Below are 22,394 nucleotides of genomic sequence, written 5' to 3' on the forward strand. Positions count from 1 at the left end.
TTCCTCTCCTCATTATGTCTTATGCGCTGATAACACTCTGGTGTGATTTTTAATATATTTAACAATGTCAATCTTTTAGTCAGGGCGTGAGGGTCGTCTGCACAGGAAATGTATAGTCATCATAGAACAAATGATGCTGCCTGTTTTGAATTATTTTAATTTATCTTTAAATTAACGCAAGGTGGTGCTTAGCGCTTATCATTTCATCGATAATGCTTTAGCATAGCGCTGATTAAATTATGCTGACAGTTTTTGCTTAACTATGAATACTAATAATATGTTAAATGTTTGTCGAAGATTATCCGATAATAAACACGCCGCCGATAAATCACATATTGATTTGACGTGCATCACGCATTTCTACTGCAATCAAAAAAGCATTGATTCAATTACAACCCTGCTTAAACAGTATGAATCATATCCTGCCGATATTCTTGACAGAACAGAGTTTATCATTGTCGATGACTGCTCGCCGTTGAAATATGACGTGCCTGAACTAGATTTGAATTTTCGCTGGTTGAGGGTTACGACGGATATTCCGTGGAATCAGGGGGGCGCGCGCAATCTGGGCGTCACCTTTGCGAAATCCGATAAAATACTGATGTCCGATCTGGATCATGCCTTTCCGCCTGATACGCTGGCGTATCTGGCAAACCATCCCAATCCTGGAAGAAACTTTTATAAAATGTGGCGCAAAAGACCCGATGGGTCACTTTATAAAGGCCACGCCAATCTGTTCTTTATGAGCCGCGCGCGCTTTTTACGTTTCTATGGCTACGATGAAGAGTTTAGCGGCAACTACGGCGCTGAAGATTACCGGTTCGTGAAGTTCCAGAAGTATCAGGGATCGCGACAGAGTTATCTGCCAAAAAAGGTCTGGTGTTACGAAAGAACGCTCGATCGGCAAGAGAGCTACCACAGCCTGACGCGCGATCTGTCTGCTAACACGCCCGTTGACCTGCGAAAAAAACAAGAGTGCAGCCTGTATGGCAAGGAGTACGGACACAGCCGCCTGTTTTTAAACTTTGACTGGGTCACGCTGGCGCAGGGTGTGCGGCGTCCCGCTGCATTGCCTGCTCTTCGTCGTTACTGGCGACCGCTCTGGTGGTGGCGATGGCTGAATCCTCTGGCGGCAAAATGAAGAAAATATTGTATCGCCGCTGCCGCGGGTGCGGAGTGCAACGCAGCTTTTTCCGCCGGCTGGTTGAGACGGACGCCGATCTGTGCGAATGCTGCCTTCATGATTTACGACGTCTCGTGGAGCGGCGCGAAAGCGAAAAACCCTTTATCAGCCACCCCCGCTGAATTTGTGCGCATGACCGGGTATTGCGCAGGTGCGTTTTGATGCGCGCCCAGCTGCTGGCGCAGCGTTCGTGACAGGGGAGAGTGCGGGCGAACAACTCAAAATAATCGATGCGGCGTAAAGATATGCGGCTATGTATTGCCGCGCGATGGACACCGGTTGCGCTATCCATCGCGCCGCAGCGCATCAGCACAAGGGAAAATAAGGCTGTGCTGCAAGACAGAAACAGCCGGGTACGTCTTTTCACGGCCGTCGAGTTAAGGATCGCAGCCCGCCGCTTCTGCTCTGCGGGCGAGCTATCGCGATCAGGGCAGTTCGCGCCTCACTTTTTTGCTCTCCGGCGCTCGCGTTGACCACCAGCAGATCAACGATCCCAGGCATACCATCGCCGCACCCTGCCAGAACGAAAATGTCAGGTGGGAACCCAGTATGAAGGCTGCCAGCACCGACGAGATAATCGGAATAAAATAGGAGGCCGCCGCCAGCAGGTTAACATTCCCGTGCAGTATTCCGATGTTCCAGGCCGCATAGCCAAAGCCCATCGCCATGGCGGCCAGCGCCAGACTGATCAGCGCCTGAGGGGATAGGGCAAACGCGGGCTGAGGCGAAAGGAGAAATTTCGCCCATAGCGTCAGCGCCGTTAAAATAAAGAAAAGTGTGATGCCGTTGCTGCCGTTGGCGATTTTTTTCGTGACGACGCAGTAAACCGCCCAGATAATCGCGCCGCTTAACGCCAGCCCATAACTTAAGGGATTATTCATGACGTTTTCGCTGATTTCGCTCAGCGAGAACGGACGGTCGCCGCTAAGAACCTGCCCTACGCCAGCTACCGCCAGCATCATTCCAGGAATAATCATCAGACTGGTTTTCTGACGATTAACGATAACGGCCAGTACAATGGTCATACCCGGCCAGAGGTAGTTCACCATGCCGACCTCAATGGCCTGACGACCGGTATGGGTGAAGCCAAGCGACAGCGACAGACAAATCTCGTAACTGACAAAGAGTATGCTGCCAATAATCAGGTAGCGCCGGGGAAAGGTGCGCAGGTCAGGAAAGCCAGGAGAAAAAAGCAGTAGCGCGGCGCTACAGCTGTAAATCAGGGCTGCGCCGCCCACCGGACCAAAAGCCTCACTTACGCTTTTGATGAGTCCAACAATCGCGCTCCATAGCAGAATGGCAACCAGGCCAGTCAGCGTCGCTTTTTTTGGGGACATAAGCCGCCACCTTTGTTCAAGTCAAAAACGTTCACCGATACGGCAAACCGCGTTGTCAGATGCAGGGGGAAGTCTGCCTTGAACCCCGGCGCGGCTGTAAAATCTTTCAGTCGCCAGGAAAGGAGACACCTGCGCGTTTTCTGTCTGCCCCCGAAAATATCATGACTGTTAAACTAATGATATGTATAGAATATTGTTCATTGCAGACAAAATCGATTTTATGGTTTTTGCTGTCATCATCCTGACCGGGATAAAAATGACGCTAGTGTGCTTTGCAGCGCTTTCCTGTCCGGTGCGAAGCCTTATAAGCTTTTACTGATTTCTTAGCCTTGAAATAACCCAGGGCTAACGCAGGGCAATGGGCGATTGATACTCGCACTCTCTCTGTGGCTGCGCGTGAACCTCAGCGCCGCAGGGAAAAGTACTTTGCTGTTGCGCGGTAAAAGGCAGCGGCCAGGCCTGTCGGGATAACATGCCTTTTTGCGATGCCTGCGGATGCAGGCATCGGCGAGAAGCCAGCTAACATCGCTGACGGGCGTTATAAAACTGGTAAGTCTCCTTAAGTGACAACGCAACGTTTAATCCAGCGAACGGCGGAATAATGACTGACCAGGGGCCTGTCAGTTAACAGCTTTCTTTTGGAGCCTGGGCGATTCTGGCGACTGGCTATCACCTCTTTCCTGCCTTTTTTCAGCCTGAAAATCACCATCGGAAACCGGGATGAATACGCCGGTAACATCCTGATTAAAAGGGCATAAATCTCGCGTTCTGCGTTGCGGAACCTCAAAAATCCACCACGTTTATTCCGGCGGTATAAAATGGCTTATCAGGTAATTTTCTGGCCACAAGGTTAGTGGCACTGTGTCGTTCAGATTCGGCAATCATTCGCGCCGCCTGCCGCTCAGGAATAACAGGATGGGAGCCCGGTTTAGATATCCTACTGCAAAGCGCGGCGCGGCAATATCTTTCGCCAGCCGTCAGGCTCACAGCGCAAGCCATTGTAGCAGGCAGGCAACGCTGTCTCAGAACGGTGCAGGCGTGCTCGCTTTCATCTCCTCGCCGTACAGATCTGTTTTATTCTCATCTGTAAACAGAACTGTGCCCGGCTGGCTGGCGAGGCACAAGATAAGGTGGCGGATGCGTCTTCCGCCCGTGAGCTGAGGTCAGGCATTCTTTATGCCGGAGGCGCAATCTCAGCCTGCTTCTGATCTTTACACTACCCTTACTCTTAACCACAGAGGAGGAACAATGGCTGATAGCAAACTGATCGACACGCTGCATTTTGGTCCTGACGATGCCCCGGTGCAGAAATATGAAATTTATGGCGATGACGAAAAAACGCCTGTTTACGCGGTGATCTATCGTCTGCAGGATGGCGACTGGCAGAAGCTGGATGAAAAGCTGACCTTTGCTGCCAGAGACGAGCAGAAAGCTGTCGCCGTCGCCATGGACTATGGATCGGGCGACAGCCTGCCGGAGCTGCGCGATTTGCCTGCCGAGGCGAGGGCGCGCTGCGAAGAGCACTGGCAGAACAGCCAGCCATAAAACCCGCCGGGAATTCTCCCGGCTTTTTTCACCAGTCAGTAAATATTTTTTCCTGCGGGTGCGCTCGCATTATTTCTCCCTTGGACTTAACTCAAATTAACCGTGCTCTGTTAAAGCCTGAGGGGGAACGCTTGGCTAAAAAATCACAACCTGAAGCGGCGGGCGAGATCGTAACGCTTCGTCGCTGGATAACCATTGGCCGTCCTGCCACCGAGTTGTTTGCTCTCTGGCTGGAGCCCGACACCCTGCCGCGCATCATGAGCCACTTTGCAACCGTGACGCCGGTTAACAAAAGCGATGCGCTGTGGCAGGTCGACGGGCCGCTTGGCAAACATTATGCCTGGGAGAGCCGTATTATCGAGGCGCAGCCAGGTGAGATTATTGCCTGGCAATCGCTGGAGGGAGCCGATGTGCCTAATGAGGGCGAACTGCTGCTGCGCCCGGCGCCCGGCGAATGGGGGACCGAACTGGCGCTGACCATGCGCTTTACGCCGCCCGGCGGCGCGCTGGGTAAAAAGGTCACGACCTTTTTCGACCTCCTGCCGAAAGAGATCCTCAGCAAAGCGCTGCACCGTTTTAAAAGTCTGGCCGAAACCGGCGAGATCCCCACGCTGGATGGTCAGCCTGCTGGCCGACATGCCGAACGTCAGGATAAGGAGAAATAAATGCGCGCACTTTGCTGGAACGGCGTAAACGATCTCAGCGTCGAAACCGTGGCCGATCCCGGCCTGCTTAATCCTCACGACGCTATTATTCGCGTTATTCTCACCACCACCTGCGGCTCCGATCTGCACGTCATTGACGGTCTGATCCCCAGTATGCGCGAAGGCGATATTCTCGGTCATGAGTTTATGGGCGAGGTGGTCGAGGTCGGTAGCGCGGTGAAACATATTCGCCGCGGCGACAGGGTCGTCGTACCGTCGTTTATCTCCTGCGGCTCCTGCTGGTATTGTCAGCACCATCTTCCCTCCTGCTGCGACAACACCAATCCCCAGTGGGAAAAAGGCGAGACGGTGCTGGGACATGCTACCGGCGGTATCTACGCTTACAGCCATGCCTTCGGCGGTTACGCCGGCTCACACGCCGAATATGTTCGCGTGCCCTTTGCCGATAATGACTGCTTTGTCATCCCTGAAGGGGTGACGGACGAACAGGCGCTGTTTCTCTCTGACGCCGTGCCGACAGGCTATATGGGCGCCGATTTCTGTAATATTCATCCCGGCGACACGGTGGTGGTCTGGGGCTGCGGCGGCGTAGGCTTAATGGCGCAGCAGAGCGCCTGGCTGATGGGGGCGCATCAGGTCATCGGTATTGATCGCTACCCGGAGCGGCTGGCGATGGCGCGTGACTACGCCGGGAGTATCGCGCTCGATTACACCCAGGTTGACATTAACGAGGCACTGCTGGAGCTGACCGGCGGGCGCGGACCGGACAGCTGTATTGATGCGGTGGGGATGGAAGCGCGCGGCGAGGGGCTGAGTCAGGTTTATGATAAAACCAAACAGCTGCTGCATCTGGAAACGGACGTCGGCGCAGCGCTGCGTCAGGCGCTCTACGTCTGTCGCAAAGGCGGTAATATTTCTATTCTCGGCGTTTACGGCGTAATGGATAAGTTTCCTCTGGGGCTGATGATTAATAAAAGCCTCACCATTCGCACCGCGCAACAGCACGGACAGCGCTATATGCACCGGCTGCTGGAACACGTTGCGAAGAATGAGCTGAATCCGGCGTTTATGGCGACCCACCGTTTCTCACTGGAAGATGCGCCGCGCGGCTATGAAATGTTTAAAAACAAAGAGGACGGCTGCGTGCGAGCCATCTTTGCGCCCTGAGGTTTCTCTTTTACGTTGGTTCAGGGTGGTGTAGAAAGGTGAGACCTGAGGCGATGGAAAGGAAAACAATGATTAAGCTCACTGGCCGTTTAGTTTGTTTACATCCTGAAGAGGCAGAACGGGTGCGCCGTTATCTGCCGGAACATACCCGGCTGACGAAGGCAGAGAGCGGCTGTCTCTCTTTTGAGGTAAGGGAAACGAACGATCCGCTTATCTGGTCAGTGGAGGAGCTGTTTAGCTGTCAGGAGACTTTCGACGCGCATCAGGCAAGAACGAAAGCCTCGGCATGGGGTAAAGAAACCCGTGGGATTGCCAGAGAGTACGTTATCGCCGAGGTTAGCTGAGCGATGCCGTTCTGTGAACAAGGAGCCGCCCTTCAGGCAGCTTCCTTGTTCACAGGCGACAGGCTAATCAGACCGCCTCGGCGACCGTGGTTCTGAAATCAATAAACGCCACCGCGGCCTGGGTTATATCCGTAGTGGTTGCCGTACCGCCCACATCCGTCGCAACAATACCGCTGGCGCAAACGGACGCAATCGCTTCCATAATGAGCCGTTGCCCTCGCCAGGGTGCTCTGGTATCTGCACCGCCGTTCAGAAACCGGCTACCGGATGGGCAATGCCTGTGCCGGCAATAGTCTGGTATCCGCGCGTATTGCGCTGCCGGATAACCACGAAACGCTGTTCAGCCACCTGTAAATGTCCCTCTCCTGCGCCGCCGTCGCGTTAATCAGGCAACAGATTTGCAGAATCAGGCGATCCCGCTTCCGTTCCGCCGTCTAGACTTAACGGACTGCACACCACTATTCATTCCCCATAACGTGCATGACTCCCCCTTTTTTAAACCCGTTAAACACTGGAAACGAGCTATGTCTGAACATTTGCGTTTACAACTGGAGATCAACGGGCAGCCGCATACGCTGCTGGTGGATCCCAGGGTGACTTTGCTGGATGCCCTGCGAGAGCATCTGACGCTCACCGGCACCAAAAAAGGCTGCGACCAGGGCCAGTGCGGGGCCTGTACCGTACATATCAATGGCAAACGCGTGCTGAGCTGTCTGACGCTGGCGGCCCAGGCGAACGGCCAGTCGGTGACGACGATTGAGGGGCTGGCGCAGCCTGACGGCACCCTGCATCCGGTGCAGGCGCGCTTTCTGGAGCACGATGCCTTCCAGTGCGGCTACTGCACGCCGGGGCAGATTATGTCTGCCGCGGCCTGCATTAGCGAAGGCCATGCCGGTTCCCCGGAGGAAATCCGCGAATATATGAGCGGCAACCTCTGCCGCTGCGGCGCATACCCCAACATCGTAGAGGCCATTCAGCAGGCTGCTGTCGATCTCAGCCAGGAGGCAACATGAATCCGTTTGACTATGTTGCCGCCAGCAGTGCGGATGATGCGCTACGGCAGAAACAGCGTGAAAGCAGCCGTTTTCTGGCGGGCGGCACCACGCAGATCGACCTGATGAAGTGTGACGTCGAACAGCCTGACGCGCTGATTGACATCAACCAGCTGACCGACATGCGGGAAATCGACCTCAGCGGCGATAGCCTGCGTATCGGCGCGCTGGCGCGCATGAGCGAGGTGGAAAATCACGCCCGCTGTCGTCTCCTTGCGCCGGTTATCTATGACAGCCTGTGGCAGGCGGCCTCGCCGCAGCTGCGCAATATGGCTTCTATCGGCGGCAATCTGCTTCAGCGTACCCGCTGCGTTTACTTTCGCGATCCACATACGTTTTCCGCCTGTAACAAAAGACAGCCCGGTTCCGGCTGCGCGGCGCGCGACGGCGTTAACGGCAATCATGCGATTTTAGGCACCAGCGACAGCTGCATTGCCGTTTATCCCGGCGATCTGGCGGTAGCGCTGACCGCTTTTGACGCCGTGGTGATTGTGCGCAACGCGGCGCAGCGCGAGCGACGCATTCCCATTGACGAATTTTTCCTGCTGCCGGGCCAGACGCCGCATCTGGAACACGATCTGGCGGCCGATGAAATGATCGTGGCGGTAGAGCTGCCGTTAACGGCCGCGCTGCGCCATTCCCACTATCTGAAAGTGCGCGACCGCAGCTCCTATGAGTTTGCCGCCGCCAGCGCTGCCGTAGGTATCGAACTGGATGGCGACCGCATCCGCGATCTGCGCGTCGCCGTTGGCGGCGTCGCGACTAAGCCCTGGCGCGCGCGTCACGTCGAAGGCGCGCTGCGAGGGCAGCCCTTTGAGGAGCAGACGCTGCGCCGCGCCGCTGAGCTGGTGGTCCAGGATGCTGAGCTACTGCCGCAGAATCAGCATAAAAAGCTGCTGGCGCCGCGTGCCATTGCCCGTGCGCTGATGAAAGCGGGCGGCATGGCGTAACGGTCGAACACAGAGGAATCATAATGGATACGGCAGAAAAGAGTTATCAGGCGCTGGGCGAGAAGCGCTCGCGTGGGGACGGTAAAGTAAAAGTAACGGGTCAGGCGACCTATGCGGTTGAGTACCAGCCGGAGAATGTGGTGCACGGCGTGGTTATTCAGTCCACCGTCGCCAGCGGACGTATCACCCGCATCGAGACGGAGAAAGCGCGTCAGGCGCCCGGCGTACTGGCGGTTTATACCCACCTTAACAGCCTGAAAATCAATAAGCCCACCGCCATCGCGGACGGCGGCGCGGCCCAGTCCACCTATACGCCCATTCAGGACGATAAAATTATTCATAACGGTCAGAACATCGGGCTGGTGGTGGCGGAAACCTTCGAGCAGGCAACCTGGGCCGCCAGCCTGGTCGAGGTTGAGTATGAAACCACGCCGGCGCTGGTCTTTCCGGACGATCCGCGCGCAGAGCGTCAGGAGAGCAGCGCAACCAACATCGATCTGGGTGATGCTCATCAGGCCATGGCGCAGGCTGAGGTCCGAATTTCCGGTCGTTACGCGACGCCGCGCGAATATAACGTGCCGATGGAGCCACACGCCTGTATCGCCTCCTGGCAGGACGATCGCATGACGGTCTGGGAGCCGAGCCAGTGGGTAATGGGCGCGCAGACGGAGATCGCGGAATGGCTTGGCATCGAGCAGAAACAGGTGCGTATTATCTCCCCCTACGTGGGAGGCGGTTTTGGCTCCAAGCCGGTGCCTTATACTCACGTGGCGCTCGCCTGCGTCGCTTCGCGCGCGCTGGGCAGACCGATCAAAGTCTCATTAACCCGTCCGCAAACCTTTACCGGTTTGGGGGGCCGCCCGGCCACCATTCAGAATCTGGAGATGGGCGCGTCGCGCGATGGCAAAATCCTGGCGATTATTCATGACGGCCTGAGCGATACGTCGCTGATTGATACCTTCGCCGAAGCAACCAACAAGGTGACAGGTCGTCTCTATGCGGTGCCGAACGTCTACTCGCGTCACTACGTCGCGGCGATTAATACCGTCACCCCCGGCTGGATGCGCGCCCCAGGGGAAAATCCAGCCACCTACGGTCTGGAAGTGGCGATGGATGAAATGGCCTGTGCGCTTGACATCGACCCGCTGGAGTTTCGCCTGCGCAACTGGGCCGATCGCGATTATCAGCTTGATGCGCCCTGGAGTACGCGCCGCCTGAAAGAAGCTTATGCGGCGGGAGCGGCGGCGTTTGGCTGGGAGAAGCGCAGCATGGCGCCGCGTTCGATGCGGGAAGGGCGCGAGCTGATTGGCTGGGGCATGGCGACCGCGACCTACCCGGTCAGCCGCTCGCCCGCTGAGGCAAAACTGATTTTTCACCGCGACGGCAGTCTGGTGGTGCAGAGCGCAGGCGCGGACATCGGTACCGGCACCTATACCATTCTGGCGCAGACCGCGGCTGAGGTATTACAGATCCCCTCAACGCAAATTCGCGTGGAGCTGGGGGATAGCGATCTGCCGCGCGCGGGCGTAGCGGGCGGTTCGCAGCTGGCGGGCAACCTGACGGCGGCGGTGCATAAAACGGCAGAGGCCATGCGCGACAAGCTTTTCACGCTGGCAACGGAATCGCCGGACTCGCCGCTGTTTCAGGTCGAGCGCGATGGGCTTATCCTGCGTGAAGGCGCGGTATGCGTGAAGCAGCAGCCTGACCGCGCCATCCGCTACGATAAACTGGTGGCGCTCAATGACTCGCTGACGCTGTCGGTGCTCTCCGGCACCTTCTCCGAGGAAGAGAGCGAAGAGGATCGCGACCAGGCGGTGCATTCCATGTCGAAGATGACGCGGCCAGAGGCGTTCTCCGCACACAGCTGGGGCGCACACTTTGTGGAAGTGCGCGTCGATGAAGATTTCGGCACTGTGCGGGTCAGGCGGATGGTCTCTGCTTTTGACAGCGGTCGTCTCTACAATCCTCAGCTGGCGCGCAGCCAGTGGATCGGCGGTATGGTGATGGGGCTGGGGCAGGCGCTGCTGGAAGGCGGCGTTATCGATCCGCGCAATGCCCGCGTCATTAATAACAATCTGGCGGATTACCTGATAGCCGTGAATGCGGACGTACCGGACATCATTGCCATTGACGTCGGGGAACCGGATTACCACGCCACGCTGATGGGCGGTAAAGCGGTCGGCGAGCTGGGCATTGTCGGCATGGCCGCGGCCATCAGTAATGCGGTCTATCACGCCACCGGCAAACGCGTGCGCGATTTACCCCTTTCTCTGGATAAGTTAATCGACTGACCCCATTCGGCGATGCTACCCGGCATCGCCGTTTCCGGGCCATCCTGTACTGACGGATAAAATGCACCGGGCGAGACTGACAGGGTATTACATTGACATCAATTTAATTTAGTTCAATATTATCAGCGCCGAAACGAATGCCCCCGGTCTGGCATTCGCATGCAGACAGAAAATGGCAATGATATGAACGATGACTTACCCGAAACCTGCGGGTCGATGCCGGAAGGCGATGCGCCCGTCACGGTGGATCAGTTTCTCTGCTTTGCGCTCTACTCAGCGTCGCTGGCGATGACCAAACTTTATCAGTCACGCCTGAAGCCGCTGGGGTTGACCTATCCCCAGTATCTGGTGCTGCTGGCGCTGTGGGAAACCGACAATGTGACCGTTTCTGAGCTGGGCGCTCGCGTCCATCTTGATTCCGGTACCTTAAGTCAGCTGCTGAAAAGACTCGAACAGTCGGGATGGATCAGCAGACGGCGGGATGTCGGTCAGGATGAGCGCAGGGTGATGATAACCCTGACGGAAGCCGGGCAGCAGCTAAAAGCGCAGGCGGCTGGCGTGCCGGCCGATATGATTTCGGTAATGGACACCCCGCTTGAAGAGTTAACTGATTTGACGCGCAGGGTCGCAACGTTGCGGCAAAAGCTGATTAAGGCGATTCCCTGAGCGCGCACCGCAGGGACACTGACGCCTTGCTGAAATTTTCCTGAAAAACTGAACAGGGCTGTTGGCAACAATGAGCAGAATAGACAAAGACGTGTTGAACACTGAAAAAGCGGAGAGTCTGGACGATATTCATGCCGTCATTGGGCAGATGGCCGCTGAACTGCTTAACGCGGGTCGGCCGCTGGAGCTGACCAGCCTCAGCGATTTGCTGAAACAGCATGCCGGGCAAAGCGCTGACATACTGCTTAAAAAAGAGTATGACGATGCGCTGAGCTTTCTTGCGACAAAGGTGCCCTCGTAGCGGGTTTCACTCAGTGAAGGCTGGCGGTGCCGTCCTGCTGACTGCTTTGCGCATCCGAGCCGTTTAGCACTTCAGCCAGCGCGCGTTCGCAGGCCTGTTTTCTGTTCAGGTCGCTTTCCGACGCGGCCATGCTCCTCAGTTTCTCGGCAACCTGTTCAGCAAAAACGGGCGTTCCCTGCTGCAACAGCGCCATCACCGCTTCGCCTATAACTATATTGGTCAGCTTCTCTTCGTCTTTTATGCTCATATTGTCATCTGTTCTTGAGTTACATTCTGAATGCCTGGTGAAAACCTTTTATTCAGGCGCTGCCTGTACCGGTTAACCTCTTCATGTTGACGGTAAAAGGGCCTGCTTCCTGCCGCACGCTAAAATCTTATCAACTTTATAACCTGTTTGCGCCAGGAATTTCCTGCCCCTGTCCCTTACATTCCTGCCGCATGACCTGCGGCTCATTGACTTTTTAACCCCCCTGACCGCTTTAGCGAGCACCTGAACCGGGTGATCTGAGCAGCGCTAAAAAGCGCTAAGGCTGGAGGGGGATGTTGTTAGCCTGTAAAAAGGGGATGCCGACAGCGGAGACGAGCCTGGCGGCCGGCGGTGGGGAAACCAGTGGGCCATATTCTCCCCTGGAAGATATTGCTCTTCGCTGCACAACGCCTTCATCCGCGCACTGCCGTCGCAGAAGGCGCGCCTGAGCGCGCCCTCGCTGCGGAAATCCGGTCGAAATGGCAGAGAGCAACAGCCGGGCCAGCCGGCGGTCAGACGGTTGCGCAGCAGAAAGGGCGACCGTTGATGCTGACGCAGCAGGGCGCTCAGGGATGGCCCAGCGCTTTGCTGCCCGCATCGGCAATCGCAATTTCAGCGGGATTCGCCGTTCCGCTTACGCCAACCGCGCCCGTGACCTGCTCGTTGACCTTTACCACCGCGCCGCCGCCCAGCGGCACCATACCGGGCAGCGTGGCTATAGCAGGCTCTGCCCCGTTGACACGCGCCATATATTTATCGGTTGAGGTACGATAAAGCGCCGCTGCTCGTCCTTTCTGAATGGATGAGTCAATACAGCCAGGCGGCGCATTATCCATACGGGTAAAAGCCAGCAGCTGACCGGACTGATCCAGTACGGCAATGCAGACCTGCGCTTTTAAAGCCTGCGCTTCCTTCCCGGCGCGCGCCAGAATTTGCTGCGCGTCGCTGGCGCTGAGAATGGTTTGCGTCTGCGTGGCGCTGGCCGTGGTGGCCCACAGCGAGGCTACTACACAGCACAGGCTACAGAGAGATCTCTTCATGTTGACTCCTTTTTTGAGAACGATAGCGCCATACCGCCAGGCACAGCAGAGCGAGTACGCATAACCCTAACCAGGGTGCGCCTTGCAGCCAGGGGTTATGCCGGGGATGGTGCAGCGTTTGCGACACCTGTTTTTCAGTAATATGCCGATCGCCATCACCGAACTGCGTTGCGACGTAATCCAGCAGGCGAGCCAGCTCGCTGCTGCTCATCTGGTTGGAAAACGCAGGCATAAAGGCGTGTCCAGCGGCAGTGGTCCGGTTTACGCCTTCCGCCACGGTCATAATCAGGTTGGCAGGATCGACGTTGGTCACCGCAGAGGAACCGGTCAGTCTGGGGAACGTTTGCGGCCGATCGTGGCTTCCTTCACCTTCTGCGCCGTGGCAGCTTGCACAGGCGGCGTTATAGAGCTGCGCGCCGCTCATCTGCTGGCCATCGATCGCGCGGCTGAGCGACGCTGCTGGACCGGTTTCGACGCGGGTCAGACTGCCTGAGTTCGGGAGGCGTGTTGTCAGGCGGTCGGCAGGCGCCTGACCCAGCGTCAGCAGATAGCGGGCAATGGCCTGTCTGTCGTTATCATTCAGGCGTGAAAAAGAGTTTTCCACCGCCGTCCCCATTTCTCCGGCCGCCACCGCTTTGCCTGGCAGCGAACCGGTTTTCAGATAGGTTGCCAGATCGGCTTCTGTCCAGTCGTAAAGGCGAGCCTGCGTCAGATCGGGCGCCTGCCAGCTGCCGACATGACCGCCGCGCAGAAAATGGTCGCTTTTTTCCGCCATCATCAGATTGCGCGGCGTGTGACAGCTGCCGCAGTGCCCCAGGGTTTTAACCAGATACTCGCCACGCGCGCTGCTGACAGCGTCAGCGCTGCCGCTGGCGAGGTGCTCTCGCGAAAGAAACAGCGCGTTCCATAGCGCCATCGTGGATCGAACAGAAAAAGGAAAAGGGAGCTGCGTGGCGGGTACGGCATGATCCTCGGCGGCGACGCCGAACATAAAGTAGTCATACAGCGCAGTAATATCGCTTTCCGTCAGCGAGGCGAAGGCGGTATAGGGCATGGCGGGATAGAGATAGCCGCCATCTCGCCGCCGTCCTTCACGCATCACGCGACGAAAATCGGCCAGCGTGTAGTTCCCGATGCCGTTAACCTTCGATGGGGTGATATTGGTGGCGATAATATCGCCCAGCGGGGACGAGATACGGTAGCCGCCGGAGAAAGGATGGCCGTTATCAGGGTTACGATGGCAGGCCGAGCAGTCGCCCGCGATGGCCAGATAGGCGCCGCGTTGCAGGCTGGCCTTGTCGGGTTGCGCCTGCGTCAGCGCAGGGATCAACAGAAGAAGCAGGATAGCCGTTCGCATGATCACAGCTCCTGAATCAGCGTATCAGCCAGGCGCAGCGCCAGCGCGATCCCTGTCAGGGTCGGATTGACGGTGGCAGAAGTAGGCATGACGCCGGTCGTGGCAAGAAACAGATTGGGATGATCCCAGCTGCGGCAGTGCGCATCCACCACCGAGTCATGCGGGTCATCGCCCATAAGGGTGGTTCCCATGATGTGATACTGGTTGCGCCAGCCGGTTGGCGCTTCGACCATCTCGCCGTTAAACGCCATCAGGAAATTGGCGAAATCCCGGTAGGCCTGAGGGCGCATACCGCGTACATAACTGTCCAGCTGATAATTGACCTGTAAGGTCGGCAAGCCTGCCGCATCGCGTCGGGTAGGATGAGGGATAACCCGGTTAGTGGGGCTGGGTAAAGTTTCACTCATGGTGCTGATGTTCATAATGCGCGAGGCCCGATCGCGTATGGCCGCATCCAGTTCGCGCCCCATCAGCCCCTGCCTGAGCAAGGGAGGCGTCACGTCAATATTCGGGACGAGGTTGCGCAGCGAGTAGCGAATAGCGGAGTGCCGCGCGCGGCTGGGTTCATCGCGGCGCGTAACGATGCTGCCGTGTTGAACCGAGCCGCGCCCCGTCCAGAGCGGTTCGTCAGCCAGAAAGGTCATACTCAGACCGGTGTGATCCATCAGGTTGCGGCCTACCTGATCGGAGCTGTTTGCCACCTCTGACATCAGCAGCAGCTTGGGTGTCTCCAGCCCGTGCGCGGCCACCACAAAAACTTTCGCGCTCAGCCGCACATCGCGGCCATCAGGCTTGCGGTAATGCACGGCGACAATCTGGTTTTTAGCCCCTTTCTCCAGTTTCCAGGCAACGGACTCGGTACGGAGTTCGACCCCCAGCGCCACGGCTTTCTCAACGTGCATATCGCCTGAATACATCGCCCCTATCGGGCAGACCGGCTCACAGTTATTGTTGCCGGCGCAGGCGGGACGACCGTCATAAGGGCGTGAGACGCGCGCATGCGGCTCATGGATCACCTGATAGCCCAGCGGCCCAAGCTTCGCCTGTACGCGCTGCACCATGTAAGGTTTCGCTTCCGGCGGCAGAGGATAGGGCGCGGAGCGCGGCGGAAAAGCATCGCGTCCCTGACCGCTTTGATCCTCATCGGCGGTGCCGACAACGCCAGTTTCGCGTTCCGCGCGAAGGTACCAGGGTTCCAGATCGTCATAGGCAATCGGCCAGTCGCGCCCGACGCCATACACGCTTTTGAGCTTGAAATCGTTCGGCAGCAGTCGCCAGCAGGCGGAAGCCCAGTGACGCGTACTGCCACCGGCCACTTTCAGAAAGCTGGTCACATAGTGAAAATCGTCGTCGCCCTGCGCGTCGATGTACCCTTCGCTATAGCTGTTGGGCGCCCAGGGAAGGTCAGGGTAGGGGGCGCACCAGTTCCGTTTGCTGGCGCTGTTGCGATAATTGTCTACCACTTTCCAGCGTGGAACAGAAGGACCTGCCTCCAGCATAATCACCGATTTGCCCGCCTTTGCCAGCTGGTATGCCGCGTTTGCGCCCAGTGCGCCCGATCCGATAATCACCACGTCGGCGTCATATTGCGTCATGAGATCCCCCCTCGCGCTCAATCAGACGCAGCGCGTCCGTCCAGGTGCTGGCACGGCCTTCAACCATCGCCAGCCAGGCGGGATGTGGTTCGGCAATCTGAGACGCCGCGCGCGGCGACGCCTTGCCCCAGGCATGAATGGTCGCGGGCATCGGTGGCGCGCTGACGCCTTCCGGCACAGCCTGCCAGTAATCACTGCCCCGCTGTGAATAAGACGGGCGCGGCGTGACATCTGCGGTCGGTTCATACATCAACGCAGAGAGAAAACTGACGAAATGCGCATCATCGGTGGCGCGCGTGGTCGCCGGATCGCCGGTATAGCCGAGATACCAGGGGGCAATAATGGCGAGCGCGGTGGCGACCTCTTCATCAGACAATGCCGCCAGCGTGGCGTCAGGCGAGAGATCGTGGCTGTGACGCAGCCGTTCCGTCAGCCGGGCGAGCTGCTGAGGAAACAGGGGATTTTGCCGGACTAACAGAGAATACAGCCGCTGGCTGATGGCCCTATCCAGCTGCTGCCGACCCGTTAAGATCTGACTAACGGCGTGGAACGTATTTTCGGGTTCAGCGGCCGCCGCCGCCAAGCCTGTAACGGGTACGCTAATAATCATGCCTGATGCAAGCATCATGCGCAGGAAAGTCCGCCTGTTCATTTTTACTCCGGGTAGAGGTCGATAAAATAGAATTATTTTTTTAAATTGCGACGCGCTTATTATTTTTAATGCGTGTGGTTAGCCAGTTATCAATACTCCAGTTGCCTGCGCCATGAATTAATAACAGTAAAAAACCTGCGCAGCATGACGTATTTTTCAGCCAGACCATCAGGTGAGCATGAGAATAGCCAGGGTAAAAAATAAAGGCGGAAAGAAGGCAAAAGACAGCCATAAACGCGCAGGTGAAACGCGTTAAAAATCCAGCGGTTATGGCTATGCTTCCTGCGACTTCCAGTAAAATAACCCAGGGGAGAAAATAGCCTGATACGCCCTGTTCGCGCATCATAATTAAACTTTGTTCATAACCTGATATTTTATCAAGTCCGGACGTAAAAAACAGGCCGACCGCAAACAGGCGCGACAGCACCCAAATGCTGTTTTTAACTTTTTGCATAATATTATTTATTCGGATCAGAGGTTGTTATTTTTTTAAAATAAGCGTCCCGATAAACTTTTTTTTTGACTTTTTGTGCGGTAAGCGTTTTTTACCGCACGGGAATCGCTCAGCGTGGGGGTTACCACTGCCAGCGTTTTTCAGCCAGATCCACCAGCAGCCGCGCGGCAGGCGTCAGTTCGCTCAGCGAGCGAAACTGCCAGCCGAATGTGCGCGGCATCATCACCAGCGGCAGTGGGATCTCAATCAGGGCATGCTGTGTCATATCTTCGTGTAGCAGCCGACGCGACAGAAAACTCAGCAGGTGCGTCTGGGCCAGAACCTGGCGCAGCGGCGACAGCGTATTGCTTTCCATCTGCACGCGCGGCGGGGCGTAGCCGCCGCTGCGTAGCCGCTGTTCCAGCCACTGGCGGGTGGCGACCTGCGACGACGGCAGCAGCCACTGGAACTGGTTCAACTGCTCCGGAGTAGGGTGCACGCCAGCCAGCGGATGCAGGCTGCTGGCCGCGACCACCACCGGGTCCTCCGTCAGCGGCCGGGTAACAAACTCATGATTTTCCTGAGGTAAGTATCCAAGAATCAGGTCCAGCTTGTTTTCGCGCAGCCGCGACTGCAGCAGATCGTTGAGGCCCACCTGTACCTCCAGCAGCACTGTCGGGGCGTGTTGCAACAGTTCACGCGTTAAATGGGGCAGCATAAATTCTGCCGCCGTCGCGGCCACGCCGAGCCGAATCACGCCGGCCGCGCCCGACCCCAGCGCGTTGAGATCCTGCCGGGTAACCTGCATCAGATGCAGAACTTTTTGAGCGCGTTCACAAAGTAGTAACCCCGCCTCCGTGAGTTTAATGCCGCGCCCGATCTTCAAAATCAGCCTGGTCGAGCACGATTTTTCCAGCCGCTGGATGCATTTTGACAGCGCGGGCTGGGTGATACCAAGGGCCTGCGCGGCTTTGCCAAGATGCCCTGTGTCTCGCACCACCAGCAGGTAATTCAGATCTTTCAGCTCCATCCATTCCTCTCAGGAATCAATTAATAAAATTTCGTGAATACTTTTTATCGTTTCATCCTGCCAGGCTAGATGAAAATTAACAAGGGAGTAACACATGAGCTGGACTATCCTGATGACCGCACCGGTTTTAGGTGCCGGAGGAGAACGCGCGCTGAGAGAGGCGGGATGTGAAGTGCACTATCTGCACGAAGGCCAGGAGGCGGCTGACGTCGAAAGCATAATGGCGCGTATCCCTTTTGACGCGGTGATCTCTCGCACCGTTACGCTCAGCCGGGCTGCGATCGCCGCCTGCCCGTCGCTGAAAGTGATCTGCAAACATGGCGTCGGCGTCACCAATATCGATGTCGAGGCGGCAACAGGTTTCGGTATCCCGGTGCTCACTACGCCCGGCACCAATGCCCAGGCGGTCGCGGAGCTGACGCTGGGACTGATGTTTAACGCCGCACGCCGCATCAGCTGGTTGCAGCAGGAAATTGCCGACGGCCGCTGGACGCGCAACGGCAGCAGCATTGAGCTGAACGGTAAAACGCTGGGCCTGGTGGGGATGGGAGAGATTGGTCAGCGTGTCGCCCGTGTCGCCCGTGCGCTGGGTATGCGGGTACGCTTTTACGATCCGGCTGTACGCAACCAGCAGGCAATTTTTCCCGATGAGCAGGTTGCGTCGCTCGACGCGCTGTTAGCGCAAAGCAACGTGCTTAGCCTGCATTGCCCGGTCAATGCCGCAACGCGTCAGATGCTGAACGGCCGCACGCTCGCCCTGCTTCCCGCCGGCGCGCTGGTAATTAACACCTCACGCGGCGAGCTGATCGATGAAGCGGCCCTGGATGCGGCGCTGCGCAGCGGTCAGCTGTTTGCCGCTGGCCTGGACACCGTGGCAACCGAACCGCTTCCTGCCGATCACCCTTTTCGCACCCTGGATAACCTGCTGATCACGCCGCATATTGGCGGCTCCACACCTGAGGCGCTGGATAACGTTGCCCTCTATGCGGCTCGTCAGTGCCTCAATTACCTCCGGGGAGTCGCCATTGATCCCCTGACCTGCGTTAATCGCGCCGTGCTTAAGGAACCCTCATGACAACTTCTGCTGACTGGCCTGCGGGCTACTTTATCGGGCAACGCGACGGCGTGCCAGATGCTGACACCATCGACGCTTTCCGCCGTTTACCGGTCCCGAATATTGGTGACTGTATGGGGCGTTCGTGCGGCGCGCTGGGCCTGACGGCCTGGCATAACGACCCCCACTCGGTCCTGTGTGGCCCGGCGTTGACGGTAAAAGTCCGTCCGGGAGATAACCTGATGATCCACAAGGCGATAGAAATGGCTCAGCCTGGCGATGTGCTGGTGATTGACGGCGGGGGCGATTTGACCCAGGCGTTGATCGGCGGGCTGATGCGAACCTCGGCCATCGCTAAAAAGATTGCTGGTTTTGTCATTGATGGCGCCATTCGTGACGTGAACGAATGGGCCGAAGGCGGAGTGGCGGTCTGGGCGCGCGGCAATACGCTGCGTGGGCCGAGCAAAGAAGGGCCTGGCCAAATCAACGTCACCATTCAGTGTGCCGGTCTGGTGGTCAGCCCCGGCGATCTGATTGTCGCTGATGCCGACGGCGTGATCGCTATTCCCCTGTCGCAGCTGGCGTCGCTCCTGCCTCGCGTGCGTGAGCATGAGCAGCGCGAAGCGCGTATACGTGAAACCAATCGTCGTGGAACAGCCGATCCGGAACGCTTCAACGCCGTTTTACGCGCTAAAGGCTGCCCGCTGTAATAAAAAAGGAAAGAAAAATGAAAAGCAGAATCAAACTGGCGTCGCTGCTGGCGGCGATGGTCACGACCTGCCAGGTTTATGCCCTCGATCGGTTGCCGGTTGAGTTGCCCACGCAGCAGGACAGCCGGTTACAGCAGGCAGAGACGTCCCCGCGCGTCTGGAATGGCGTCACCGTTAGCCCTGAAGGACGTATTTTCGCTTCGCTGACGCAATCGGAAGGCGAGGGACCGCAGCTGGTCGAAGTCAAAAACGGTCAAATCGAGTCCTGGCCGGACGAGGCGTGGAACCGGTGGGAGAGCCTGGACCCTGCCCATCACTTTCTCCACGTCAATGCGCTGCGCTTTGGTCCGGACGGCGACCTGTGGGTGATGGATGCAGGTAATAAAGGCATAGGCACCGGCGATAAGGCGGTAGAAAAGGGCGCTAAACTGGTGCGTATCAATATTCAGCAGCGCAAAGTGGTGGCGAGCTATCTGTTCAGCGCGCCGACGCTGAAGCCTGAAAGCTATCTTGACGACGTGCGCTTCAACGGAGATTTCGCCTATATCACCGATCCGGGCGCGGTGGGACTGGTGGTGCTGAATCTGAAAACCGGCCAGAGCTGGCGGGTGCTGGATAATCATCCCCTCTCCATTGACCATCAGCCCATCTATGCCGATGGCAAAAAGCTCTTCCTGCGCGATGGGCGGGAGAAGCGTGTCGGACTGGATCAGCTTGAAGTGTCGCCAGATGGTAAGTGGCTCTACTATCAGGCGATTCCGGGACCCATGGCGCGAATTGAGACGCGCTATCTTAACGATGCGTCTCTGTCTGAGCAGGAGGTGGCGCGCCATACGCAGAAATTCGTGGAGACCTGGAGTACGGGCGGCACCGCGATTGATGCAGAGGGCAACATTTATGCCTCCGATATTAATACCCGCTCAGTAAAGCGCATCACGCCGCAGGGTGACATCAGTACGGTGGTGCAGGACCCGCGACTGGTCTGGATTGATGCAATGTGGATTTCACAGGGGCAGCTGTGGATGCCTTCCGCGCAAATTAACCGTACGCCTGCGACGACCGCAGGAAAGCCGTCAACCGTGGCGTACCCGGTGAAACTTTATCGCCTGAATTTACCCATTCAGCCTTCGCCTCGCGATCATCAGTAATCATCCGGCCCGTTAGCCGGGCCGGTTAATTTTTATTAACCCGATAATAAAATGCGCCTGATTTTCAAATTTCACGCCTGTTTATTATCACCATCCGTAAATTTAATTTTTCTGAAAATATGAATTGGCGCACAGGGATGAATGTTTTAGTCGTTGTTTTACTCATTGTTTTTTAACAGAATAATTCCCAATAATAACATTAATGCCACTGTTTTAATTAACTATTCCGATATGTTTCCCGTTTGTCTCAGGCAAACGCGACCCTACCTGCAACAGGATAAAACTATGCTGCTGATTATCAGTTTGCTCATGATAGCCCTTTTTATTGGCTTATTAATGACCAAAAAACTTTCTGCACTGACAGCATTAATTGTGGTGCCGACCTTTTTTGCGCTTATTGCCGGTTTTGGTGTCGAGACAGGCGATATGGTCATAAAAGGCCTGCGCACGGTGGCGCCAACCGGTGTGATGCTGATCTTCGCCATGCTCTATTTTATGAGTGTGACCGATGCGGGTATGTTCGATCCCGTTATCAGGCGTATCGTGACCGCCGTGGACAGCGACCCGGTGAAGATCTTTACCGGTACCGTGCTGCTGGGGTTTATCGTGGCGCTGGATGGCGACGGGGCGACAGTCTATATGATCGTGCTGTCCGCTTTTTTGCCGATTTATAAGCGTGCCGGTCTGTCAACGCTGAAGGCGGCCTGCTTGCTGCTCCAGTGCACGGGATTAGGCAATATGCTGCCCTGGGGCGGGCCAACGGCCAGGGCGGCAACCGCCGTACACGCAGAAACCAGCACGCTGTTTGTTCCTCTGCTGCTGCCCTTGCTGGCCTGTGTTGTCTGGACATTTGTCATGGCGTGGATCCTGGGACGGCATGAGCGGTCACGCCTCGGATGGCGTCGCGACACGGCGGGCAGCCATGACATCACTCTGGAAGAAAAGCCCTGCGTGGTCTGGCGCTTCTGGACAAACTGGGCTGTCACTGTTGCCTTAATTGGTCTGCTGGTGCTGGATGTTATGCCAATGGCCTACCTGTTTATGCTGGCGACGGCGATCGTCTTTCTGGTTAATTTTCCCCATCTCAGTCAGCAGCAGGAGCAGCTGGCGCGTCATGCGCCAGCCATTCTGTCGGTCGCCAGCCTGATTTTCGCTGCGGCAGTCTTTACCGGCATTTTTTCCGAGACCGGCATGGCCAATGCGCTGGCGCAGGCGATTGTAGATATTATTCCAGAGGCGCTGGGACCTTATCTGGCGGTGATCACCGCGCTAATCAGCGTGCCCGTCACCTGGCTGGTGTCGAATGATGTTTTCTATTTTGGCATGTTGCCCGTGCTGGTGCAGGCCGCAGGGCATTATGGGATCGCGCCGGTAGAAATGGCGCGTGCCGCGCTGGTGGGACAGCCCGTGCATATCCTCAGCCCGCTGGTTGCCTCCACCTATTTACTGGTCGGGATGCTAAAACTGGATTACGCCCAGACACAGCGGTTTACGTTGCGCTGGTCATTTATTACCAGCATGGTGTTTCTGGGCAGCTGCCTTCTGCTGGGCGCTTTCCCTTTTTATCAGAGCGCGGCGCAGTAAGGACGGGTTATCAGGAACAGCTGCACACTGCTGTTCCTCTGTT

At 57.0% G+C, this 22,394-nt stretch carries 22 protein-coding genes; 14 read left to right on the forward strand and 8 right to left on the reverse strand.

Features of this window, described 5'->3' with window-relative positions; translation table 11 throughout:
- The first annotated feature begins 262 nt into the window (after positions 1 to 262).
- Positions 263 to 1,141 carry a glycosyltransferase family A protein gene (locus tag BBB56_RS10405; RefSeq protein WP_233593016.1) on the forward strand — a complete coding sequence of 293 codons (879 nt, stop codon included), beginning with the start codon at positions 263 to 265 and terminating at the stop codon, positions 1,139 to 1,141.
- Between the two features lie 467 nt (positions 1,142 to 1,608).
- Here BBB56_RS10405 and yddG read toward each other — a convergent pair whose 3' ends face one another.
- Positions 1,609 to 2,520, reverse strand: a complete 912-nt coding sequence (gene yddG, locus BBB56_RS10410; RefSeq protein ID WP_123800887.1) for an aromatic amino acid DMT transporter YddG — start codon at positions 2,518 to 2,520, stop codon at positions 1,609 to 1,611.
- A gap of 1,248 nt (positions 2,521 to 3,768) precedes the next feature.
- Here yddG and BBB56_RS10415 point away from each other — a divergent pair.
- The 9 genes from BBB56_RS10415 to BBB56_RS10455 all read left to right on the forward strand — a co-directional run bounded on the left by BBB56_RS10415 (position 3,769) and on the right by BBB56_RS10455 (position 11,501).
- Positions 3,769 to 4,065: a hypothetical protein gene (locus tag BBB56_RS10415; protein WP_123800888.1), complete on the forward strand. Its 297-nt coding sequence runs from the start codon at positions 3,769 to 3,771 to the stop codon at positions 4,063 to 4,065.
- A 131-nt stretch (positions 4,066 to 4,196) separates the two neighbouring features.
- On the forward strand, positions 4,197 to 4,730 hold the full coding sequence (locus BBB56_RS10420) for an SRPBCC family protein (RefSeq protein WP_123800889.1): 534 nt from the start codon (positions 4,197 to 4,199) through the stop codon (positions 4,728 to 4,730).
- A complete protein-coding gene (locus tag BBB56_RS10425; protein ID WP_123800890.1) occupies positions 4,731 to 5,897 on the forward strand; it encodes a zinc-dependent alcohol dehydrogenase in 1,167 nt (388 codons plus the stop codon).
- 68 nt (positions 5,898 to 5,965) lie between these two features.
- The gene (locus BBB56_RS10430; protein ID WP_123800891.1) at positions 5,966 to 6,241 is read left to right on the forward strand and encodes a putative quinol monooxygenase; all 276 of its coding nucleotides are present in this window, start codon (positions 5,966 to 5,968) and stop codon (positions 6,239 to 6,241) included.
- Positions 6,242 to 6,765: 524 nt separating this feature from the next.
- Entirely contained in the window at positions 6,766 to 7,254 is a 489-nt protein-coding gene (locus BBB56_RS10435) for a (2Fe-2S)-binding protein (RefSeq protein ID WP_123800892.1), read from the forward strand.
- Entirely contained in the window at positions 7,251 to 8,243 is a 993-nt protein-coding gene (locus BBB56_RS10440) for an FAD binding domain-containing protein (protein WP_123800893.1), read from the forward strand. The genes BBB56_RS10435 and BBB56_RS10440 overlap by 4 nt, the downstream gene beginning before the upstream one ends.
- A gap of 23 nt (positions 8,244 to 8,266) precedes the next feature.
- Positions 8,267 to 10,534: a xanthine dehydrogenase family protein molybdopterin-binding subunit gene (locus tag BBB56_RS10445; protein ID WP_123800894.1), complete on the forward strand. Its 2,268-nt coding sequence runs from the start codon at positions 8,267 to 8,269 to the stop codon at positions 10,532 to 10,534.
- Positions 10,535 to 10,717: 183 nt separating this feature from the next.
- Complete coding sequence (locus BBB56_RS10450) at positions 10,718 to 11,200, forward strand: MarR family winged helix-turn-helix transcriptional regulator (protein WP_123800963.1); 483 nt, start codon at positions 10,718 to 10,720, stop codon at positions 11,198 to 11,200.
- Positions 11,201 to 11,270: 70 nt separating this feature from the next.
- The gene (locus BBB56_RS10455) at positions 11,271 to 11,501 is read left to right on the forward strand and encodes a hypothetical protein (RefSeq protein ID WP_123800895.1); all 231 of its coding nucleotides are present in this window, start codon (positions 11,271 to 11,273) and stop codon (positions 11,499 to 11,501) included.
- A 10-nt stretch (positions 11,502 to 11,511) separates the two neighbouring features.
- Here the strand turns inward: BBB56_RS10455 and BBB56_RS10460 are convergent, their stop codons facing one another.
- The 7 genes from BBB56_RS10460 to BBB56_RS10490 form a co-directional block, all read right to left on the reverse strand.
- Positions 11,512 to 11,748 carry a hypothetical protein gene (locus tag BBB56_RS10460; RefSeq protein WP_123800896.1) on the reverse strand — a complete coding sequence of 79 codons (237 nt, stop codon included), beginning with the start codon at positions 11,746 to 11,748 and terminating at the stop codon, positions 11,512 to 11,514.
- Between the two features lie 566 nt (positions 11,749 to 12,314).
- Entirely contained in the window at positions 12,315 to 12,788 is a 474-nt protein-coding gene (locus BBB56_RS10465) for a GlcG/HbpS family heme-binding protein (RefSeq protein ID WP_123800897.1), read from the reverse strand.
- A complete protein-coding gene (locus tag BBB56_RS10470; protein ID WP_123800898.1) occupies positions 12,769 to 14,145 on the reverse strand; it encodes a c-type cytochrome in 1,377 nt (458 codons plus the stop codon). Before BBB56_RS10470 ends, BBB56_RS10465 begins: the two co-directional genes overlap by 20 nt.
- 2 nt (positions 14,146 to 14,147) lie before the next feature.
- Positions 14,148 to 15,740 (reverse strand): GMC family oxidoreductase, encoded by a 1,593-nt coding sequence (locus tag BBB56_RS10475; protein ID WP_123800899.1) that lies wholly within the window; start codon positions 15,738 to 15,740, stop codon positions 14,148 to 14,150.
- Positions 15,727 to 16,392, reverse strand: coding sequence for a sugar dehydrogenase complex small subunit (locus tag BBB56_RS10480; protein WP_123800900.1), 666 nt, complete (start codon positions 16,390 to 16,392; stop codon positions 15,727 to 15,729). The genes BBB56_RS10475 and BBB56_RS10480 overlap by 14 nt, the downstream gene beginning before the upstream one ends.
- A gap of 40 nt (positions 16,393 to 16,432) precedes the next feature.
- Positions 16,433 to 16,846 (reverse strand): DoxX family protein, encoded by a 414-nt coding sequence (locus tag BBB56_RS10485; protein ID WP_123800901.1) that lies wholly within the window; start codon positions 16,844 to 16,846, stop codon positions 16,433 to 16,435.
- Positions 16,847 to 16,967: 121 nt separating this feature from the next.
- Entirely contained in the window at positions 16,968 to 17,855 is an 888-nt protein-coding gene (locus tag BBB56_RS10490) for a LysR family transcriptional regulator (protein ID WP_123800902.1), read from the reverse strand.
- Positions 17,856 to 17,949: 94 nt separating this feature from the next.
- Here BBB56_RS10490 and BBB56_RS10495 point away from each other — a divergent pair, with 94 nt between their 5' ends.
- The 4 genes from BBB56_RS10495 to BBB56_RS10510 all read left to right on the forward strand — a co-directional run bounded on the left by BBB56_RS10495 (position 17,950) and on the right by BBB56_RS10510 (position 22,351).
- Complete coding sequence (locus tag BBB56_RS10495) at positions 17,950 to 18,930, forward strand: hydroxyacid dehydrogenase (RefSeq protein WP_123800903.1); 981 nt, start codon at positions 17,950 to 17,952, stop codon at positions 18,928 to 18,930.
- A complete protein-coding gene (locus BBB56_RS10500) occupies positions 18,927 to 19,619 on the forward strand; it encodes an RraA family protein (RefSeq protein ID WP_123800904.1) in 693 nt (230 codons plus the stop codon). Before BBB56_RS10495 ends, BBB56_RS10500 begins: the two co-directional genes overlap by 4 nt.
- 17 nt (positions 19,620 to 19,636) lie before the next feature.
- Positions 19,637 to 20,767, forward strand: a complete 1,131-nt coding sequence (locus BBB56_RS10505) for an L-dopachrome tautomerase-related protein (protein ID WP_123800905.1) — start codon at positions 19,637 to 19,639, stop codon at positions 20,765 to 20,767.
- 285 nt (positions 20,768 to 21,052) lie between these two features.
- Positions 21,053 to 22,351, forward strand: coding sequence for a CitMHS family transporter (locus BBB56_RS10510; RefSeq protein WP_123800906.1), 1,299 nt, complete (start codon positions 21,053 to 21,055; stop codon positions 22,349 to 22,351).
- Positions 22,352 to 22,394 lie beyond the last annotated feature (43 nt).

It is taken from the genome of Candidatus Pantoea deserta, from assembly GCF_003813865.1.
Taxonomy (GTDB): domain Bacteria; phylum Pseudomonadota; class Gammaproteobacteria; order Enterobacterales; family Enterobacteriaceae; genus Pantoea; species Pantoea deserta.

Coding starts and splice junctions, on each gene's coding strand:
- BBB56_RS10460 (WP_123800896.1), bottom strand. CDS start 11,748: ATGAGCATAAAAGACGAAGAGAAGCTGACCAATATAGTTATAGGCGAA.
- BBB56_RS10415 (WP_123800888.1), top strand. CDS start 3,769: ATGGCTGATAGCAAACTGATCGACACGCTGCATTTTGGTCCTGACGAT.
- BBB56_RS10440 (WP_123800893.1), top strand. CDS start 7,251: ATGAATCCGTTTGACTATGTTGCCGCCAGCAGTGCGGATGATGCGCTA.
- BBB56_RS10450 (WP_123800963.1), top strand. CDS start 10,718: ATGAACGATGACTTACCCGAAACCTGCGGGTCGATGCCGGAAGGCGAT.
- BBB56_RS10435 (WP_123800892.1), top strand. CDS start 6,766: ATGTCTGAACATTTGCGTTTACAACTGGAGATCAACGGGCAGCCGCAT.
- BBB56_RS10480 (WP_123800900.1), bottom strand. CDS start 16,392: ATGAACAGGCGGACTTTCCTGCGCATGATGCTTGCATCAGGCATGATT.
- BBB56_RS10465 (WP_123800897.1), bottom strand. CDS start 12,788: ATGAAGAGATCTCTCTGTAGCCTGTGCTGTGTAGTAGCCTCGCTGTGG.
- BBB56_RS10470 (WP_123800898.1), bottom strand. CDS start 14,145: ATGCGAACGGCTATCCTGCTTCTTCTGTTGATCCCTGCGCTGACGCAG.
- BBB56_RS10485 (WP_123800901.1), bottom strand. CDS start 16,846: ATGCAAAAAGTTAAAAACAGCATTTGGGTGCTGTCGCGCCTGTTTGCG.
- BBB56_RS10500 (WP_123800904.1), top strand. CDS start 18,927: ATGACAACTTCTGCTGACTGGCCTGCGGGCTACTTTATCGGGCAACGC.
- BBB56_RS10475 (WP_123800899.1), bottom strand. CDS start 15,740: ATGACGCAATATGACGCCGACGTGGTGATTATCGGATCGGGCGCACTG.
- BBB56_RS10495 (WP_123800903.1), top strand. CDS start 17,950: ATGAGCTGGACTATCCTGATGACCGCACCGGTTTTAGGTGCCGGAGGA.
- BBB56_RS10455 (WP_123800895.1), top strand. CDS start 11,271: ATGAGCAGAATAGACAAAGACGTGTTGAACACTGAAAAAGCGGAGAGT.
- BBB56_RS10510 (WP_123800906.1), top strand. CDS start 21,053: ATGCTGCTGATTATCAGTTTGCTCATGATAGCCCTTTTTATTGGCTTA.
- yddG (WP_123800887.1), bottom strand. CDS start 2,520: ATGTCCCCAAAAAAAGCGACGCTGACTGGCCTGGTTGCCATTCTGCTA.
- BBB56_RS10445 (WP_123800894.1), top strand. CDS start 8,267: ATGGATACGGCAGAAAAGAGTTATCAGGCGCTGGGCGAGAAGCGCTCG.
- BBB56_RS10405 (WP_233593016.1), top strand. CDS start 263: ATGAATACTAATAATATGTTAAATGTTTGTCGAAGATTATCCGATAAT.
- BBB56_RS10505 (WP_123800905.1), top strand. CDS start 19,637: ATGAAAAGCAGAATCAAACTGGCGTCGCTGCTGGCGGCGATGGTCACG.
- BBB56_RS10425 (WP_123800890.1), top strand. CDS start 4,731: ATGCGCGCACTTTGCTGGAACGGCGTAAACGATCTCAGCGTCGAAACC.
- BBB56_RS10430 (WP_123800891.1), top strand. CDS start 5,966: ATGATTAAGCTCACTGGCCGTTTAGTTTGTTTACATCCTGAAGAGGCA.
- BBB56_RS10490 (WP_123800902.1), bottom strand. CDS start 17,855: ATGGAGCTGAAAGATCTGAATTACCTGCTGGTGGTGCGAGACACAGGG.